This is a genomic window from Faecalicatena sp. (genome assembly GCF_058819085.1).
Genome location: NZ_JBZUUL010000020.1, coordinates 66,035 through 84,344, shown reverse-complemented (window position 1 = coordinate 84,344; position 18,310 = coordinate 66,035). Strand labels below are relative to the sequence as shown.

General features: G+C 44.9%; 12 protein-coding genes. All 12 read left to right on the top strand.

The window, feature by feature from the left end; all coding sequences use genetic code 11:
- The first annotated feature begins 11 nt into the window (after positions 1 to 11).
- The 12 genes from dhaK to AC4OGX_RS10265 all read left to right on the top strand — a co-directional run bounded on the left by dhaK (position 12) and on the right by AC4OGX_RS10265 (position 18,262).
- Complete coding sequence (gene dhaK / locus AC4OGX_RS10320) at positions 12 to 1,766, top strand: dihydroxyacetone kinase subunit DhaK (protein WP_493330303.1); 1,755 nt, start codon at positions 12 to 14, stop codon at positions 1,764 to 1,766.
- 41 nt (positions 1,767 to 1,807) lie between these two features.
- Positions 1,808 to 3,148, top strand: coding sequence for a fucose isomerase (locus tag AC4OGX_RS10315; protein ID WP_493330302.1), 1,341 nt, complete (start codon positions 1,808 to 1,810; stop codon positions 3,146 to 3,148).
- Between the two features lie 72 nt (positions 3,149 to 3,220).
- On the top strand, positions 3,221 to 4,171 hold the full coding sequence (gene hpfH, locus AC4OGX_RS10310; protein WP_493330300.1) for a (2S)-3-sulfopropanediol dehydratase activating enzyme: 951 nt from the start codon (positions 3,221 to 3,223) through the stop codon (positions 4,169 to 4,171).
- A 31-nt stretch (positions 4,172 to 4,202) separates the two neighbouring features.
- On the top strand, positions 4,203 to 6,722 hold the full coding sequence (hpfG, locus tag AC4OGX_RS10305) for a (2S)-3-sulfopropanediol dehydratase (protein WP_493330298.1): 2,520 nt from the start codon (positions 4,203 to 4,205) through the stop codon (positions 6,720 to 6,722).
- 57 nt (positions 6,723 to 6,779) lie between these two features.
- Positions 6,780 to 7,928: an iron-containing alcohol dehydrogenase gene (locus AC4OGX_RS10300; RefSeq protein ID WP_493330296.1), complete on the top strand. Its 1,149-nt coding sequence runs from the start codon at positions 6,780 to 6,782 to the stop codon at positions 7,926 to 7,928.
- A 142-nt stretch (positions 7,929 to 8,070) separates the two neighbouring features.
- Entirely contained in the window at positions 8,071 to 9,306 is a 1,236-nt protein-coding gene (locus tag AC4OGX_RS10295) for an ROK family transcriptional regulator (RefSeq protein ID WP_493330295.1), read from the top strand.
- Positions 9,307 to 9,695: 389 nt separating this feature from the next.
- The gene (locus AC4OGX_RS10290; protein ID WP_493330294.1) at positions 9,696 to 12,053 is read left to right on the top strand and encodes an alpha-L-rhamnosidase-related protein; all 2,358 of its coding nucleotides are present in this window, start codon (positions 9,696 to 9,698) and stop codon (positions 12,051 to 12,053) included.
- Between the two features lie 195 nt (positions 12,054 to 12,248).
- On the top strand, positions 12,249 to 13,889 hold the full coding sequence (locus AC4OGX_RS10285; protein ID WP_493330293.1) for a sensor histidine kinase: 1,641 nt from the start codon (positions 12,249 to 12,251) through the stop codon (positions 13,887 to 13,889).
- On the top strand, positions 13,886 to 14,683 hold the full coding sequence (locus AC4OGX_RS10280; protein WP_493330291.1) for a response regulator transcription factor: 798 nt from the start codon (positions 13,886 to 13,888) through the stop codon (positions 14,681 to 14,683). Before AC4OGX_RS10285 ends, AC4OGX_RS10280 begins: the two co-directional genes overlap by 4 nt.
- 108 nt (positions 14,684 to 14,791) lie before the next feature.
- Entirely contained in the window at positions 14,792 to 16,339 is a 1,548-nt protein-coding gene (locus AC4OGX_RS10275) for an ABC transporter substrate-binding protein (RefSeq protein ID WP_493330289.1), read from the top strand.
- A 57-nt stretch (positions 16,340 to 16,396) separates the two neighbouring features.
- Entirely contained in the window at positions 16,397 to 17,347 is a 951-nt protein-coding gene (locus tag AC4OGX_RS10270) for an ABC transporter permease (RefSeq protein WP_493330288.1), read from the top strand.
- Between the two features lie 12 nt (positions 17,348 to 17,359).
- Positions 17,360 to 18,262 carry a carbohydrate ABC transporter permease gene (locus AC4OGX_RS10265; RefSeq protein ID WP_493330287.1) on the top strand — a complete coding sequence of 301 codons (903 nt, stop codon included), beginning with the start codon at positions 17,360 to 17,362 and terminating at the stop codon, positions 18,260 to 18,262.
- Positions 18,263 to 18,310: the final 48 nt, after the last annotated feature.

The following is an 18,310-nucleotide window of genomic DNA, read 5'->3' as shown; positions in this document are numbered from 1 at the left end:
TAGGAGTTCTTATGAAAAAGATTATAAATAAACCGGAAACCGTTGTGATCGAAATGTGTAACGGAATCGCAATGGCACATCCGGAAATGGAATTTGTTGAGAAATATAAGATCATTAAAAAAAGAGACATCGATCCGAATAAAGTCAGCCTGATCAGCGGAGGCGGAAGCGGCCATGAACCTGCACATGCAGGATTTGTCGGAAAAGGGATGCTCGATGCAGCAGTCTGCGGGGATGTATTTGCATCACCGTCACAGATCCAGGTATACCAGGCGATCAAGGAGACTGCAAGTGAAAAAGGGACTCTCCTTATCATCAAAAATTACAGCGGCGATATGATGAATTTTAAGAATGCGGCATATCTGGCATCTGAGGATGGAATCACGGTTGATTACGTGAAGGTCGATGATGATATCGCGGTACAGGACAGCCTGTATACAGTGGGCCGCCGCGGAGTGGCAGGAACTGTTCTTGTACATAAGATCGCGGGCGCGGCTGCTGAGGCGGGGAAGAGTCTGGCAGAAGTGAAAGCAGCGGCTGAAAATGCGATCGCCAATGTAAGGAGTATCGGATTTGCATTCAGCTCCTGTACAGTTCCAGCAAAAGGGACACCAACCTTTGAGATCGACGAGACAGAGCTGGAGTATGGCGTAGGCATCCACGGGGAACCGGGAATCAAGCGGGAAGAGATCGTGAGTGCGGATGAACTGGCTGAAAGGATGACAGAAGCGCTGGCTATTGAACTGGACCTCAAAGCAGGAGACGAGGTTACCCTTCTCGTCAACGGTTTCGGAAGCACTCCTTTGATGGAACTGTATCTGCTGAATAATTCGGTTTCCCGTATCATGGCAGAGAAAAATATTAAGATCTACAGAACTTTTGTAGGCAATTATATGACCAGTATTGACATGCTTGGTGCATCCGTATCTGTGATGAAGATGAATGATGAACTCAAAGAATTGCTGGATCGTGAAAGTGATGCACCTGCATTTAAAGTTTCCGGGCACGTGGAAAGTGTTCCCTATGTCAATATGAAAGCAATAAGCCAGGAGAACCGTGAGGTTCATTATGGCATGGATACAAACGAAGCCTGCGCGGTGATCAGGGGGCAGAAAATCAGTCTGGATAATATAGTCTATCTTGTAGATAAGATGAGCGACTGTATTATACGCAATGAGGTTCCCTTCTGCGAATTGGATTCCCATGCCGGTGACGGAGACTTTGGAATGAGCGTGGCGAAAGGGTTTAAACAGCTGAAGCGCGAATGGCCGGAGATCATTGAAAATTCCAGAGATACGATCGGCAGCTTCTTAGGTGCCTGCTCCATGGTCATCATGGAATACTGCGGAGGTGCGTCAGGTCCGATCTGGGGTTCTGCTTTCCGCGCGGCAGGCAGAAGTGCAGGAGATAAAACAGAATTGACAACGATAGAATTTGCAGAAATGCTGCAGGCAGCAGTCGCAGGTATCCAAAGTACCGGAGAGCGTTCCTTTGGACGCGGTGCAGTAGTCGGAGATAAGACTTTGATCGACGCACTTGTTCCCTGCGCCGACTCCTGGACAGAGAATGCGTCAAAAGCAGCCGGTGTAAAAGAGCTGTTTGTGCTTGGAGCACAGGCAGCAGCTGATGGAGCGAAGGCGACAGAAAATATCGTCGCCAGAATGGGGCGTGCAGGTACAGTCGGTGACCGGAGCCTCGGATATCCAGATGCAGGGGCTTATGCACTTGGTGTGATCTTCGCGGAAATATCGGACTGTCTTAAATGAGCAGAGTAAGAAACGATCAAATAAAAAAGGTGGAATTTAATATGTCAGAATTTCAAGTTGCGTATATTCCAGTCGGGGTACCTACGTTTCATCTAGAGAGTGCCCAGGTGGAATTCGAAAAATCAATCAAAACAATATCAGCGATTACAGAGGATGGGGTATACCCGGATAAGATGCTGTTAAGCATCGATGATCTGTGCAGTTTTCTGGATACCATTGATCCGGGCCTGATCATCCTGCAGAATATTACTTTTGCAAATTCAGCTTATGCAGGCGAGGTTCTTAAAAGATTTTCCTGTCCGGTATTACTCTGGACACTGCGCGAGCCGGTGATCGATGGCGGACGGCTCCGTCTTAATTCTCTGACGGGGGCATATTCAGCGGCAAATGCACTGATGTCTTTTCGGGATGGGAACTTTGAGTATATTTTCGGAGGCCCGGACGAGGAGAATGTACAGGCGAAGATTCAGGCGGCAGTAAAGGCTGCCAGGTTAAAACAGGATCTGACAAAGCTGAAAATGGCTTCTGTGGGACATACACCGCAGGGATTTGGCTTCGGACGTGCACTGGATATTGATATGCTTCATACATTCGGTGTAACCCTGGATTCGATTGAGGCAAGAGAATTGATCGACCAGGCGAAAGCATACACAGACGAGGAATGTGAAGAGTATTTAAAAGAGATGAAGGGATGTACAGTCGGCCTGGAGAAAACACCGGATCAAAATCGAAAAGATTTTGCAAGACTTTGTAAGGCATATAAGGACTATGTTGTGAACAATCATATCGGAGCACTTTCTTCCCGCTGCTGGCCGGACTTCTTTACTGCATTCGGCACTCCGGTCTGTGCAGTCCTGGCAATGCTCAATGACCTTGGTGTCGCAGCAAGCTGTGAGGCGGATGCATATGGCGCATTGTCGATGTATATGGGAATGAACCTGACAGGAAATTCAGTATTCTTCGGCGATCCGGTATCCTTAGATGAGGAAGAGAACACGATCACGTACTGGCACTGCGGAACTGCAGCCTGCTCATTGGCTCATCCGGCCGAAGGCGCACAGATCGGTGTTCACCCGAACCGCAAGATCGGACCTGCTATGGATTTCGGATGTAAGCCATGTGAAAAAGTGACGATCTTCCGTGTGGGAAGAAAAGCAGACGGTAGCTTTCGCTTCTTCCTTGCATCTGGCGAGGCATTGGACAAACCAAAACAGTTTATCGGGACATCTGTTGTTGTTAAAACAAAGAATGCGTCGATCGATGTTGTGAATCAGAGCGTTCTCGATGGCTGGGAGCCGCACTTTGCCGTGATTTACGGGGATGTAAAAGCTGAACTTGAGATCTTGGGACATATGCTGGGTATCGAGATCTGCGAATATTGATGTGATGTAAATCCCATATCCAGTTACTGGTATGGGATTTATTACTGAAAAGGATGCTGGAGGAAAAATGAATTGGAACTGAAGGGAAATATCTTTAATATTCAGCGTTTTACGATCCATGACGGCCCCGGTCTGCGTACAGAACTGTTTCTCAAAGGATGTCCGCTGAGATGTGAGTGGTGCAGTAATCCTGAGAGCTGGGCATCTTCGATCCAGCCGGGGGTGTATCGAACGAAATGTATCTCCCGAACGAAATGCGGGATGTGCAAGGAGGAGTGCCCCGGGGAGAATGTACTGGAATTTGTGAGAGGAAAGCTGGCCTCCATCGACCGCAGTAAGTGTACGAACTGCCTGGCCTGCTATCATGCCTGCCCTTCGGATGCGATCAAACAATGGGGAAGCTTAATGACAGTGGATGAATGCATGAAAGAGATTCGTAAGGATATTGGCTATTACGAACGTTCTGGCGGCGGGGTCACTGTATCGGGCGGGGAGCCCCTGCTGCAAAGTGACTTCGTGGCAGAGCTTTTTAGCAGGTGTAAGGACGAAGGAATCCATACATGTCTTGAGTCAACATTTTGCACGGACTGGAAGGAAGCCGAAAAGGTTCTGGCCTATACAGATCTCATTATTTCAGACCTGAAACATATGAACTCTAAGATTCATAAAAAATATACAGGGGTGCCAAATGAACACATTTTGGAAAACCTGAAAAGACTGGCTGACGGACACAGAGAGCTTATCCTGCGGATTCCGGTGATCCCGGGAGTCAATGATGACAGGCAGAATATGGAGGAAGCAGCTGATTTTATGATCAGAGAGCTGCAGGGGAATGTCAGGACACTGCAGCTTTTGAGCTTTATGCGTCTGGGAGAGGAAAAATATAGATCCCTGGGGCTCCCCTATAAGATGGAAAATGTGAAGGTTCACAGAAAAGCCTTCCAGAAACAGGTGGAGGAGCTTGCAGATTATTTTAACAGCAGGGGAATCCACTGCCTGGTCGGCACGAAAGAAAAACAGTGACATATTGGAATAGAATAAAGGAGGAACATTCATGAGCTTAATCCATACAAATGCATGCGGAACAGAGCCCTTTGACAAGACATACAGCCTGGGCTACCAGGTACACCACGAGGACTGGTCGCCTTTTCCGCGCGTCAATCGTCTTCGGCAGACATTTCTTGACCGTCCTTATGAAATCGATGTGGAAAGATTAAGGCTGGTCACAGAAGCATATAAAAAATACGAAGGATATCCACGGAAATTACAGTGTGCATATGCCTTTGAAAATGTACTGCTAAATACAGAAGTATTTATTTATGATGATGACCTGATCGTGGGGGAGATCGCCGCACCGGCAAAGGCATCTCCGATCTATCCGGAGTTCTCCGTACATTGGATCATAGATGAGATCCTCCACTCTCCGTTTGAGGAAAGGGAGCATGATCAGTTCTATATCAGAAGCAGGGAAGAGAGGCAGGAGATCCTGGAATTATGTGCATATTGGGAAGGCAGGACTGTTGCAGACCTGATCGAGTCCAGACTGGATGAGGATCAGATAAAAGGTTCAGAGGCGGGAAAGAAGATCTTTCAGACGAACCTTTATCATTTTGCCGGGACAGGGCATCTGGCCATCGATTATGCCAGACTGATGAGAGTGGGGTACGATGGGCTGCTTAGGGAAGCAAAGGAACATTTGGCAAAGCTGGATATGAGAGACCCGGAGTATGCCGATAAGAAAGAATTCTACCAGGCAATGATCATCATGCATGAAGCTGCAAAAAAATATATTTTACGCTATGCAGATCTGGCAGAGAAATGTGCCAAAGAGACGAGTGATACAAAGAGGAAAGAGGAGCTTAATGCGATGGCAGACAACTGCCGCCAGATCGCAGGCGGTCCGCCAAAGACCTTCTGGCAGGCGATGCAGTTATTCAATATTGCGACGACCCTGATCCAGGTAGAGAGCAATGGTCATTCCATTTCTTATGGGCGTATGGATCAGTGGCTGTATCCTTATTATGAAGCAGATATGAAAAACGGGACGATCACCAAAGAATTTGCCCTTGAGCTGATCGAAGTAGAATATGTGAAGATGAACAATCCGACTAAGTTAAAGGATAAAGGAAGCATGGCAGTCCGCAACGGACGCGGATTCGGCGGAGAGAGCCTTACCATCGGCGGTGTGGACCAGGACGGAAATGATGCTACCAACGATCTGACTATGCTGATGCTGGAGGGCTCCGTGCATACCCGAATGATGAACCCGTGGGTTTGTGTCCGCATGCATGAAAATACACCCTATGAGTTAAAGGTGAAAACAGTAGAATGTATCCGTGCCGGCTATGGACACCCGAAGCTGTTTAATGATGCGCCTGCCATCAAGGGGATGCAGAGAAAAGGAATGTCCCTTCGGGAAGCCAGAGATTACTGTGTTGTCGGCTGTGTGGAGATCAGTCTTCCGGGAAAAGAGTATGGATGGCATGATGCGGCATATGTGAATACCGCGAAGATGATGGAGATGGTTTTAAACGGCGGCCGCTGTCTGGACTGTGGACCGCACTGCGCAAGGTGGGAGCGCTGTGGTGCACTGGGGAAACATATCGGACCGGATACAGGAAACCTGGCGGATTATAAGAGCTTTGAAGAAGTGCTGGAAAGTGTGGACAGACAGTTTGAATATTGGACGAACCAGATGTGCAGCAGCCTGTGCATCATCGACAATGCGCACAGAGCCCGCAAACCACTCCCATACCTGTCTGCATTTTATGAGGAAAGCATGGCATCGGGAAAGGACCTGACAGAAGGCGGTGCAAAATATAACGGGATCGGACCTCAGGCCAGCGGAATCGCCACCTGTGCAGACTCACTGGCCGCGATCAAACAGCTCGTATTCGATGAAAAACGCTGCACAGGCGAAGAGCTCCTTTCGGCAGCCAAAAATAATTGGAAAGGTTATGAGAAGCTATATGCTCTTGTCAATAGTTCCAAAGTACATCACTATGGAAATGACGATGATTATGCTGACGAACTGTTTAAATTTATGTTTGAGTGCTACTGCAGGCATATCAGGGGAAGGAAAAACCCCAGAGGCGGGGAGTTCAGCCCGGGTGTATACTCGGTAAATGCAAACGTGGCAATGGGAATGAACACCAATGCGTCGGTGGACGGAAGAAAGGCTGGGGAAGCCATTTCCGATAATATGGGGCCGGTACATACGGACGGAGGGTCTCATGACCTGAAAGGTCCTACAGCGATCGTAAACTCTCTTGCCAAGGTAGATCACAGTCTTGCAACGAACGGCACGCTTATGAACCTGAAATTTTCACAGGAAGCGGTCGCAGGTGTGGAAGGAAGAGATAACCTGATCAGTTTCATTGACGAATATATGTCGAAAGAGCCGATGCATGTTCAGTTCAATATCATGAGTTCGGCAACCATGCGTGCGGCACAGAAGAAGCCGGAGGATTACAAGGATATGCTTGTACGTGTTGCCGGCTATAGTGCATATTTTGTAGAACTTGGAAAACCATTGCAGAAAGATCTGATTCAGCGTACAGAGCTGCATTTTTAGAGGGGTTCAAAAGAGAGATGGAAAACGGATCCGCAATTTTAAGAGGAGAGAAGTAAAATGAAAGAGTTCAATTTTAAAATACCACAAAATATTCAGTTTGGAATGGGAAGCCTGAAAAAGCTGCCGGATATCCTGGCAGAGAATCAGTCGGACCACGTCTGCCTGATCTCTGACCGGGGATTAGAAAAGATCGGAGTTGTAAAGAAGATCCGGGATATTATCGAAGCAGGGGGGATAAAATGCACCTCTTATCTGGATGTCATTCCCAATCCGACTGTCACAATTGTAAATGAGGCGACTGCACTTTACAAGGAATGCGGGGCAACAAGTATTGTGGCGCTTGGAGGGGGCAGCTCCATGGATGTGGCAAAGGCAGTCGGTGTGCTTGCAAAATATGGCGGGGAGATAACCGATTACGAAGGCAATCATAAAGTGCCGGGACCGATCGTTCCTATGATCGCGATCCCGACCACTGCCGGGACCGGAAGTGAAGTGACAGCATCGGCGGTGATCACAGACGAGTCCAGAAATTATAAACTGTCAGTATTCAGCTATGAAAACCTGCCCAAATATGCGGTCCTTGATCCTGAGCTGATCATGACTTCACCGGCATCCATCGCAGCCTCCTGCGGTGTGGATGCACTGATCCATGCAATCGAGGCGTATATTTCGACTAATGCATCCCCATTTTCCGATGCAATGGCCGAAAAAGCGATGGAGCTGATCGGGAAGAATATCCGCAGATTCGTGGCTAACAGGAAAGATGAAGAGGCTGCATGTGCCATGATGGCGGGCTGCAATTTTGCAGGAATCTCCTTTGCATGGGCAAGGCTGGGAAATGTTCATGCAATGAGTCATCCGGTCAGCGCATACTTCAATGTTCCGCATGGGGTGGCGAACTCGATCCTGCTGCCAACCGTGATGGAGTATAATGCACTGGCGGACCATGGGAGGTATGAGGTGATCTACAATTATATCAGTGAGGGGGCTTATACGAAAGAAAGCTTTAGGCCGCAGATGCTGGTTGAGGAGTTAAGAAAGCTGAACAGAGATCTTGGGATTCCCAAGAGACTTTCCGAGGTAGGGGTAACAGAAGAGATGATCCCGGCAATGGCGAAGGACGCTATGCTAAGTGGAAATATACCGGCTAATCCGAGACAGACAACGGAAAAAGACATCATAGAGCTCTATAAAAAGGCATTATAGGTTCTGGCTGCTATTGCAGCGTTGTCAGAGGGGAGTAAATAATTGGTTTTTAGTTTTAATTTATTCTGTTCCATGATATAATTCTATTGTAATGTATCAGAATACCGGAGAAATAAGATTCGTTCGATGGGGGAAGATTTAAATGGCACGACAGGCAGGCATTAATCTTGAAAATGTAAAAATCAGAAATAAGTCCACAGTTTTGAAATTGCTGAATCGAAAAGGCGCAATGTCCAGAAAGGACATTGCAAAAGAAGTAGGTCTGACACCTGCAACTGTGACAGTACTTTGTACTGAGATGATAGAGGAAGGAATCCTTCAGGAAAAAGGCGAGATGCAGGAGGAGAGGCGTGCAGGACGCAAAAAGATCCTCGTGGATATTGCATATGGATGCAAATGCGTTGCAGCAGTCAGTATCGAGAGCAAGAAGACTTATATCTCCATCTGTGATCTAAAGGGAAATCTGATCAATGGGAAAATCATGAAAACGGATAAGACGATTGCTCCAAAAGATTTCCTGAAATTGATCGAGAAGGAGTGCAAGGTACTTCTTTGGGAGAATGAGAAGGAACAGCGCAGCGTACTTGGAATGGGGATCTGTATTCCCGGAATCGTCGACCGGAAGCGGGGCATCAGTATTCATGCCTATGGAATATGGAAAGAGGAAGTAAAGATCCGGGATATTATGCAGGAGAATATGTCCTGTCCGGTGATCGTGGAGAATAACATCAAGGCATTTGCAGAGGGTGAGCTTTTGTATGGAGCAGGCCGCACCGGGGAGAATCTTTTATTTGTCAAATGGGGACCGGGTGTTGGATCTGCGATCGTCACCCAGAACCAGATCTATGAAGGGAAAGACCACAGGGCAGCAGAGATCGGCCACTATATCATAGAGCCGAACGGAGAGCCCTGCCACTGCGGAAGACGCGGCTGTCTGGAAACAAAGGTCTCGACACAGGCGATCATCAAGAGGATCCGCTCTATCTATTCAAAGGAGCAGACACCGCGTCTCTATGAGAAGACAGGGGGAGATATCGACCAGATATCTGAAGATCATTTTACGGAGTGGGCGGAAAATAACAGTGATCTGGATCTGTCTGATGAAGAGGTGGTAAAGATTCTTCATAAGAGTATTGAGCGTATGGCCCGCACGATTGTAAATATGATGACGATCTTAGCGCCAGACAGCACGATATTGTTTGGATTCATGCTTGAAAATGAAGACATAAGAAAGATCTTTATGGAATATTGCCAGCAGTATGACAGCAGTTATACAGAAGAATATATCCAGAAGTCAGAATTAAGCCGGAAGATATACTATATAGGGGCGACCGCGATCGTAACAAGACAGTATTTCTTTGAACCGAAGGAAGCTTAAATACCTGGCAGATAAAACGAGACAGAATCAATATACTAACCGGATATGAAACAGGCGAAGGAATCATAAGAGAGATTCTTTCGTCTGTTTTTTACTCTGTCCCGTCTTTGAAAGCAGAAGCAGGTTTATTTTAAGCAATATAAAGTTTGAAATCGGAATGGACTTCTCTCAGGAATCTTTTAACATAGTAAGCACAGAGGCAGCTGTCGAAAAGAATAATCTGTATCCCTTTTCGCAAAATGAGAGATATCCTGCCCGGAAGATCTCTTGTATGATAGGGCTAATAGAAGTGCGCAGACGGATTGTGCCATACAGGGCATAGCGCCATAGGCGTGCTTTTTATAGAAATACGCAGAGTCACATTTGCCATAGAAAGTGAGGAACAAAACATGTGGAAAGAGGCAGTATGGATCGGGGTACCGTCCGGTGAACTTGAGAGATGTCATATCCTGGAGGGAGACCTGACAGGCAGATTTGCATATTACCGTTTAGAGGTGGAGCTTACAGAGGTGGGGAAACTTGAAGTCGATATAACAGCAAATTCCCGGTATCGTTTATGGGTGAATGGAAAAGCAGTTTTATCAGGACCATGTAAGGGGGATAAAGACCGCTGCTATTATGATACAGTGGAATTGACCGATTACTTAAAGCCGGGGAAAAATATACTGGCTGTACAGGTTTTATACTGCAATCCAGATACGGCGGATGACATCACGAAAGAACGGGCATCCATCATCGGGGTCCTGACCCCGGCAGGAGGACACCGTCTGGTGATGGAGGGAGATATCTGTGACCAGGATGGAAAGGTCATGCAGACGGTAACAACAGGAAAAGCTGACTGGAGAGTCTATCTGGATGGAAGCTTCTATCTGAAATCAAATGAGATCCTGATCAATATGGGGGCAATCTGTGAGGAAATCGATCTGCATCAGACACCCTCTGACTGGAAAAAAGAAGAGTATGATGCCGGAACATGGTGCCGTGCAGAAAACAGAGAGAATGCGGCAGATACAGACTTTACGAAGAGATTTGGATTTCTTCCCCGTTTTTTGCTCTGTGAACGGACGATCCCGCTTATGTATGAGACCGAAGATTCCTTTGAGGAAGAGCTGGAGACCTCCTGCATCAAAAAAACCGGGATTCTTAAGACCGGAGCTTTCCTTGTGAATCCAGGGGAAGAACGGGTGATCCTGCTGGATGCGGGGCGTATCAAGAATGGTTATCCTGCTTTTTTCTTTCAGGGAGGGGAGAACGCGGAAGTATCCATCACTTATTTTGAGAAATTTATGAGCGAGACGGACAAGATCAGAAGAGACGATGCCGAACATGGTAAGATCATCGGGCTGACAGATACGGTGATCTTAAAGGGCGGCGAAGTCTGTTATGAGCCGTTTTGGTACCGCACCTTCCGGTTCCTCCGGATTCGGATCAGGGCAGATCAGGAGGCTGTGACGATAGCTGCACCGAAGTTTTTGAGGACCGGGTATCCTCTTCATACAGAATCCTGGATCACATCCTCAGAAGCCTGGGTGGAAGAGGTGTGGAAATTGTGTCTGCATACACTGGAAAACTGTATGCTGGAGACATATATGGACTGTCCGTATTATGAGCAGATGCAGTACCCGATGGACACCAGACTGCAGGCAATGTTCAATTATGCAGTAAGCACAGATACCCGTCTGGCAAGAAAAGCGCTGGAGGATTTTCATTCCTCGAAGCTGCCATGTGGTCTGATCCAGGGGCGGTATCCTTCCGCATACCGGCAGGTGATCTCTACATTTTCCCTGCATTATATCTTTATGCTGCTGGAATATTACCGGCAGACAGGAGAAGTTAAGACAGTAAAAGAGTATCTGCCCGATGTGGACGGAATCATCGGATACTATGAGCGCAGGATCGGAGAGGATGGACTTGTCGGCAGGCTGGGTTACTGGGAATTCGTAGACTGGCAGGCTGCGTGGGATGAGTATGCAGGAAGACCGGCCGCACTTTTGAAGGGAACATCCACGATCATCAACCTGATGTTCGGGTATGCATTAAAGTGTGCGGCAGACCTGCACGAGGCGGCAGGACATCCGGGAATAGCGCAGGATTACAAAAACCTTCAGACCCGGATCGTGGAGCAGATCCATCATCTTTGCTGGAGTGAAGAACGAGGCATGTACCGCGAAGGACCACAGTTTGAGCAGTACACCCAGCATGCACAGGCGTGGGCTGTCCTAAATGGGGCGGAGAAAAAGGAGAGAGCGAAGCAGATCTTAAAAAATGCAATGGATCAGGAAGATGTCATCCAATGCTCATTTTCCACTGCATATGAATGGTTCCGTGCCATGGAAACGGCCGGGCTTTACGGGGAGACGAAGGAGAATATGATGCGCTGGGCAGCACTGCCTTCCCAGGGATGTACGGCCTGCCCGGAGGAGCCGGAGAACGGCAGAAGTGAGTGCCATGCCTGGAGTGCGCTGCCGCTCTATGAGATGGTCTGCGTTATGGCCGGGATCCGTGCGTCAGAACCAGGCTGGAAGTCTGTCTGTGTCCGTCCTCATATGGAATATCTGTCTGATCTGCAGGGAGAAGCGGTGACACCGAAAGGGAAGATACGGTTTGACTATCATAAGGAAAATGGAGAGTGGAATTACCAGATCACACTGCCGGAAGGGATGGATGGGAAATTTGTGAAAACAGATGGAAACGAGATCAAGCTGCATCGCGGGGAAAATAGAATTACTGATATGCTGATATCATAAGAAAAATAAATGAATAGGAGATAAAAAGGCGGGAGAGTGATTTCCCGCTTTTGTTGATACTGTCCTGTTTGGCGATGTATAATAAAATCGATTTAACGATATCAGGGAAACAGCGAATCAAATTAAGAAGATCAGTTTTGACTCCTCAAATGTTACATGGAGGCTGCAAACGATAGGAGAATTTGGGAGGAAGATATGAAAAAAACAGTCCGTATATTAAATTCCGTATCCACAAGAGTTATTTTAATCATCATAGCGTTGGTACTTCCATTAAATATCGTATCCATGATCTATATGAATAATGCAAGAAATACCATCATTGAACAGGCAGAGTTCAATAGCCAGAAAATAGCAGATTACAAAATGCAGGAATTAAATGCAAGAATGAAAAATGCCCAATCGCTGCTCTCATATTTTACGACAAAGGATGAAGACTGTATTCGTATCAAAGTAAAGAATGTTGATAGCTATCAATATCAGGAATCAAAGATGAAGTTTTACTATAAACTGCGTAATATGGCAGAGATGACAGATGGGGCGGATGGATATTTCTATGATTATACGGGAAATAAAGATGCAGTTATATACGGAAATGCTGACGGCGGAAACGCGATGGTAACACATATTAAAGAGATGCTGTCAGAATATCCTGAAAAAAAGTATCCTTTAGGGTGGCATATTTATGAGTGGAGCGGTAAAAAGTATTTGATGTTTCTGACATCAGAAACTAAGATGCTATATGGCTGTGTCATTCGTTTGAACACATTTCCAGATGAGGTGCATAAGAGTATAGAGTATACTGATACACAAGTAAATCTCACAGAAGGTATGGTGAATTCAAATGAGAAGGATCAGATTACAGTCTGCTCTAATGTAAAGAATATTTACTTAAATATAGAAATCAGCAGAAAAGAGGTATTAGGAAAGGTCTCCTTTGCCCAAAGGCTTTTGCAGTCTATGACCATCCTGTATCTGATCCTGATACCGATTCTATATATGATCCTCAAAAAAATACTGATTCGCCCGCTGGGCAGGGTAAACTATGCTCATAGACAGATAGAAGAAGGGAAAGGACAGTATCGTATTGAAGATAAGACAACGGCAGCAGAGTATATGGAGTTATATACTTCTTTTAATAAGATGGCTGATAACTTAAATAGGCTGAAAATAGAAAGCTACGAAAAAGAAATCTCGAAACAGAAGATGGAGTTGAGGAATCTGCAGCTGCAGATACGGCCACATTTTCTTCTAAATACATTTAACTTGATTTTTACACTATCCCAGAGAAAAGAAAATGCTATGATTCAGGAGACAGTATTATATCTATCTGATTACTTCCGTTATATTTTCCGCAGTGAAAAAGAACTGGAGATTTTTACGAATGAACTCAGACTGATCAAAGGATATGTAAAAATGGCATCTATACGATACTTTGGAAGGATAGAAGCGGAATATGATTTGGATCCGGAGATAGACTTTATCCGAATGCCGCCGCTGCTTATACATAATTTTGTGGAAAATGCTGTGAAATACGGAGTGAAGCAGAAGGAAGTACTGCATATACAGATTACAGGCCGATATGAAAATAAGACCATAATATTTGATATCAGAGACGATGGCAATGGCATGAGTCCGGAGATGTTGAAGAGAAATCAGAAAATGTTCTGTGGCGAATTCAAGCCGGAGAATCAGTCTGAGCATTTGGGATTATATAATTCACTAAAAAGATTAAAGTATTTTTATGGAGAAAATGCGAAAATTGAGGTGACTTCTGAACAGGGGAAGGGTACAGACTTTCGAATCAGTTTTCCATATGATATGGAGGTAGAGGAATGAATTTACTGATTATAAATGATGAAATACTGACAGCAGAAACGATGAAGACAGATATCGAATGGAAGAATTATGGGATTGGCGAAGTCTATACTGCGTATGATGCTGAACAGGCAAAAACGGTGATACAGAGTCAGACAGTTGATATTATGTTATGTGATATTGAGATGCCGGGAGATAACGGAATAGAACTGCTCCGATGGGTAAGGAATGAGGATCTGCCCATCGAATGCATTTTTCTGACCTGTCATCCGAAGTTTTCCTATGCACAGGAAGCAATCACCCTGAACTGTCAGGATTATATTCTCATTCCAGCCCGATATGAAGAAATCGGGGAAGGGGTTCTGAAAGTAGTCAGGCGGATCCAGGAAACCCGTGAGGCTTTAAAACTGCAGGAATATGGCAAAAGGGTCGTACAGGAACAGGTGGATTATGCAGTGCAGCAGTATGGAAAGAAAAAAACAGGCAGGGAAATAGTAGAAGAGATCGTAAATTACATCGCACATAATCTGGGCAATGAGGAGCTTACTGTCAATGAATTGGGAAACCAGTTCTATATGCATCCGGTATATATTAACAGAGTATTCAAGAAGGAAATGAAGATTTCTGTGAGCCAGTATATCAATGAGGAGCGCATGAAGCTAGCGGCAGAGCTGTTGAAATCAGGGCAGTTGAGTGCAAATATTGTGGCAGAGCAGGTCGGATACCATGCATACTCTAATTTTAGCAATATGTTTAAGAAGTACTATGGATGTAGTCCTACAGAGTATATGAAGAAATCTAACCAGCAGATTTAAAAGGTTTGATTTGAGGTTCCCGAGGTTTGAAAAGAGTATGGTTCTCCCAGGGACAAATTTATATAATAATGCCATAACAAAGAACCGATTTACGGGAGGTAGAAAAGGATGAGGAAAAGAGTCGTATCATTAATGGTCTGTCTGACTATGGCAGCTTCTCTGCTAACAGGATGTGGAGGAGGAAAAGGAGATTCAGAAAAAGAGGATAAGAAGGGAACATCCGATGGTGACATCACGGAGGTGATCTGGCAGTATCCTACAACGATGGATACCTCAGGCGAAGGTTTCATAAAAATGGAAAATGCCCTGAACGAAATGATGGAAAAGGATATCGGTGTTCATGTGACTTTCGAACCGGTGAGCCTAAATGAAGCACAGAATGACGCTGTACTCAAAGTATCTGCAGGGGAACAATTGGATATTATGCTGTCAGCATTTACGAGCATTGGAAATGTAGTGTCAAAAGGTCTGATCCATCCGCTGGATGATCTGCTTGATGAATATGGGCAGGATATTCTGGAACATTCTCACACAGAAGAGATGTGCGGATATGATGGACAGACCTATGGTGTATGTACCGGAGATGTGATCGGAAATGAATATGGGTATTTAATCAAGAAGGAATATTGGGATAAGTATAATCTTGCAGAAGTGACTGGATGGACAGATGACAAAATATATACAACAGATGAATTAGAAAAAATTTTTGAAATCGTAAAGGCCGGAGAGGGAGAGAACTTTTACTGTGATGTTCCATGGAATACAACGCCAGAGCCTATGAACTATGGATATATGGAATACGATAAAATCGGGGGATCACTGGCAACTGGAGTTTTGATGCTGAACCGCAGTTTTGATGACCTGACAGTATATAATTTATTTGAAACAGAAGAGTATAAAGAATACTGTGAGATGAGGTATGAATGGGCACAGAAGGGATATCTTGCACCTGATGCGGCAGTTACGACAGAGGCACCGGATACGCTTGTGGCACAGAAGAATTATCTTGGAGTCTGCTATTGGGGAACCCCTCAGGATATGATTCAATATGACAGAACGATCGGAAGCGAGCTGGTATGTCTGGACATGGTGCCGCGGTACAGTGCTTATAATGGAGGGGCTGTGATTCAGTGGAGCATTCCGATTACTAGTGCAAACCCAGAAAAAGCAATGCAGGCATTAAACTACATCTATCAGAATCCGGAAGCCGCATGGATCATAGAGTTCGGTCTTGAAGGGGAAGAATATGAGGTCGTAGGAGAGCAGGATGGTCTGAAACAGATTAAGTATCTGGCAGATGATGTCCAGTCACTTCCGTATTATATGCCATATGGTATCTGGGGAAATGTACTGGAGTGGCCGGCTGTTGATCCGCTGCCGATTAATTATGGAGAAAAAAAACAGGCATTGGATGATGCAATGCCAGAGGATCGAAAGTCTCCTGCGTTTGGATATTACTTTGATCAGGAACCAGTCACATCTGAGGTCGCAGCGGTAAATACGGTAATAGAACAGTACACTCCAAGCTTAAACTGTGGCGCGATTAATCCTGAAGAAGCACTTCCGGAATTTATTGAAGCCTTAAAAGCAGCCGGTATGGACAAGATCATAGCAGAACAGCAGAAACAGCTTGATGAATGGGCAGCTAAACAGTAGATATTGATGATCAGGGCGGCGATTTGCCAGCCCTGATTTTTAGAAAGGAGGCTTCACATGGTCAGCTCAGTAAAAAAACAAAGAGTAAAAAAAGAAAAAAAGAAGATCAACTGGAAACATGCCATTCCATTTTATGTAATGGTACTGCCGGGACTTATCTATCTTTTAATCAATAATTATATGCCAATGTTTGGCGTTATCATAGCATTTAAAAAGTTGAATTTCAGTAAAGGTATTTTAGGAAGCGAATGGTGTGGATTTGAAAATTTTAAATTCCTTTTTGCAACAAAGGATGCCTGGACGATTACAAGGAACACGATTCTTTATAATATAGTCTTCTTTATTGTAGGAACTGTGCTGGCAATCACATTGGCTATTTTCCTGAATGAAATTGTATCAAAGAGAGCATCTAAAACATATCAGACATTTATTCTTCTGCCATATCTAATGAGCTGGGTTATTATAGGTTATCTTACATATGCGTTTCTGTCAGGAGAGACGGGATTGGTTAACAAAGGGATCCTGAATGCTCTGGGATTAAAAAGTATCAATTTTTATCAGGATACAAAATACTGGCCGTTGATCCTTACACTTGTAAATACATGGAAGAATGTGGGATATAGCATGATTATTTACTACTCATCTATTGTGGGAATCAGTGCAGATTATTTTGAGGCGGCAAAGATAGACGGAGCTACGAAATGGAAACAGATTAAGTATATCACTCTGCCGCTGCTAAAGCCGACAATGATTACTTTATTCATTCTTGCTATTGGACAGGTATTCCGTTCAGATTTCGGACTGTTCTATCAGATACCGAGAAACAGCGGACCATTGTATTCGGTAACCAGAACACTTGATGTATATGTCTATCAGGCATTGATGCAGAACAGCGATTATGCAATGTCCAGTGCAGCAAGTCTGTATCAGTCAGTAGTTGGATTTGTATTGATTATAGCAGCAAATTATGTAGTACGCAGACATCATAAAGAGAGTGCATTATTTTAAAGGAGGCAGATTATGAAATCAAAAGAAAATATGGTGACACAAGTGATTTCGCACGCAGTATGTCTGATTTTTATGATATGTGCAATACTGCCTTTTTTACTTCTGATCATTGGATCTGTAACGGATAATGCGTGGGCAGTAGCAAATGGATTTAGTTTTTTTCCAAAAGAGCTGAGTATGGAAGCGTATCGTTACATTATAGATAAGTGGAGCATTGTGGGGCGTGGTTTTCTCATGACATTTCTTGTAACAGGGTTGGGGACAGTGATCAGCCTGACGATATCTACATTGTTCGCCTATGGAATCAGCAAGACAGATATTCCGGGAATGAAGATTCTTAGTTTCCTTCTCATCTTCAGCATGCTGTTTAATGGCGGATTAGTAGCCACTTATTACTGCTACGTGAATTTGTATCATATCAAAGATACCATCTGGGCACTGATTGTTCCTAACTTTCTGATGAATGCATTTAATGTCATTTTGATACGAAATTACTTTACAACCAGCATTCCGGCCAGTCTGGAAGAGGCGGCCCGCATAGATGGAGCGACAGAATTCCGAACATTTTTATCCATTGTGCTTCCGCTTAGCAAGCCAATTATGGCTACAGTAGGACTTTTGACGGCATTGACTTACTGGAATGACTGGACAAATGGTCTGTATTATCTGACGAAGCGCGGCGGCAGCCACCTGTATACCATACAGAATATATTAAATAACATTAACGAAAATATACAGACTCTCCTGCAGAGTTCTGCAAGCTCCCAGCTGGTCACAGGAAGTGTTGCAGATCTGCCCTCTACTACAGTTAGAATGGCAATTGCGGTTGTGGGGATCATACCGGTTGTGATTGCTTATCCGTTTTTCCAGAAGTATTTCGTGAAAGGAATTACATTAGGCGGTGTGAAAGAGTAAAAGAAGACGAATCCGTATCTCAAAAAACGAATCTGTATCTATGAATTT

Coding starts and splice junctions, on each gene's coding strand:
- dhaK (WP_493330303.1), top strand. CDS start 12: ATGAAAAAGATTATAAATAAACCGGAAACCGTTGTGATCGAAATGTGT.
- AC4OGX_RS10315 (WP_493330302.1), top strand. CDS start 1,808: ATGTCAGAATTTCAAGTTGCGTATATTCCAGTCGGGGTACCTACGTTT.
- hpfG (WP_493330298.1), top strand. CDS start 4,203: ATGAGCTTAATCCATACAAATGCATGCGGAACAGAGCCCTTTGACAAG.
- AC4OGX_RS10300 (WP_493330296.1), top strand. CDS start 6,780: ATGAAAGAGTTCAATTTTAAAATACCACAAAATATTCAGTTTGGAATG.
- AC4OGX_RS10295 (WP_493330295.1), top strand. CDS start 8,071: ATGGCACGACAGGCAGGCATTAATCTTGAAAATGTAAAAATCAGAAAT.
- AC4OGX_RS10290 (WP_493330294.1), top strand. CDS start 9,696: ATGTGGAAAGAGGCAGTATGGATCGGGGTACCGTCCGGTGAACTTGAG.
- AC4OGX_RS10285 (WP_493330293.1), top strand. CDS start 12,249: ATGAAAAAAACAGTCCGTATATTAAATTCCGTATCCACAAGAGTTATT.
- AC4OGX_RS10280 (WP_493330291.1), top strand. CDS start 13,886: ATGAATTTACTGATTATAAATGATGAAATACTGACAGCAGAAACGATG.
- AC4OGX_RS10275 (WP_493330289.1), top strand. CDS start 14,792: ATGAGGAAAAGAGTCGTATCATTAATGGTCTGTCTGACTATGGCAGCT.
- AC4OGX_RS10270 (WP_493330288.1), top strand. CDS start 16,397: ATGGTCAGCTCAGTAAAAAAACAAAGAGTAAAAAAAGAAAAAAAGAAG.
- AC4OGX_RS10265 (WP_493330287.1), top strand. CDS start 17,360: ATGAAATCAAAAGAAAATATGGTGACACAAGTGATTTCGCACGCAGTA.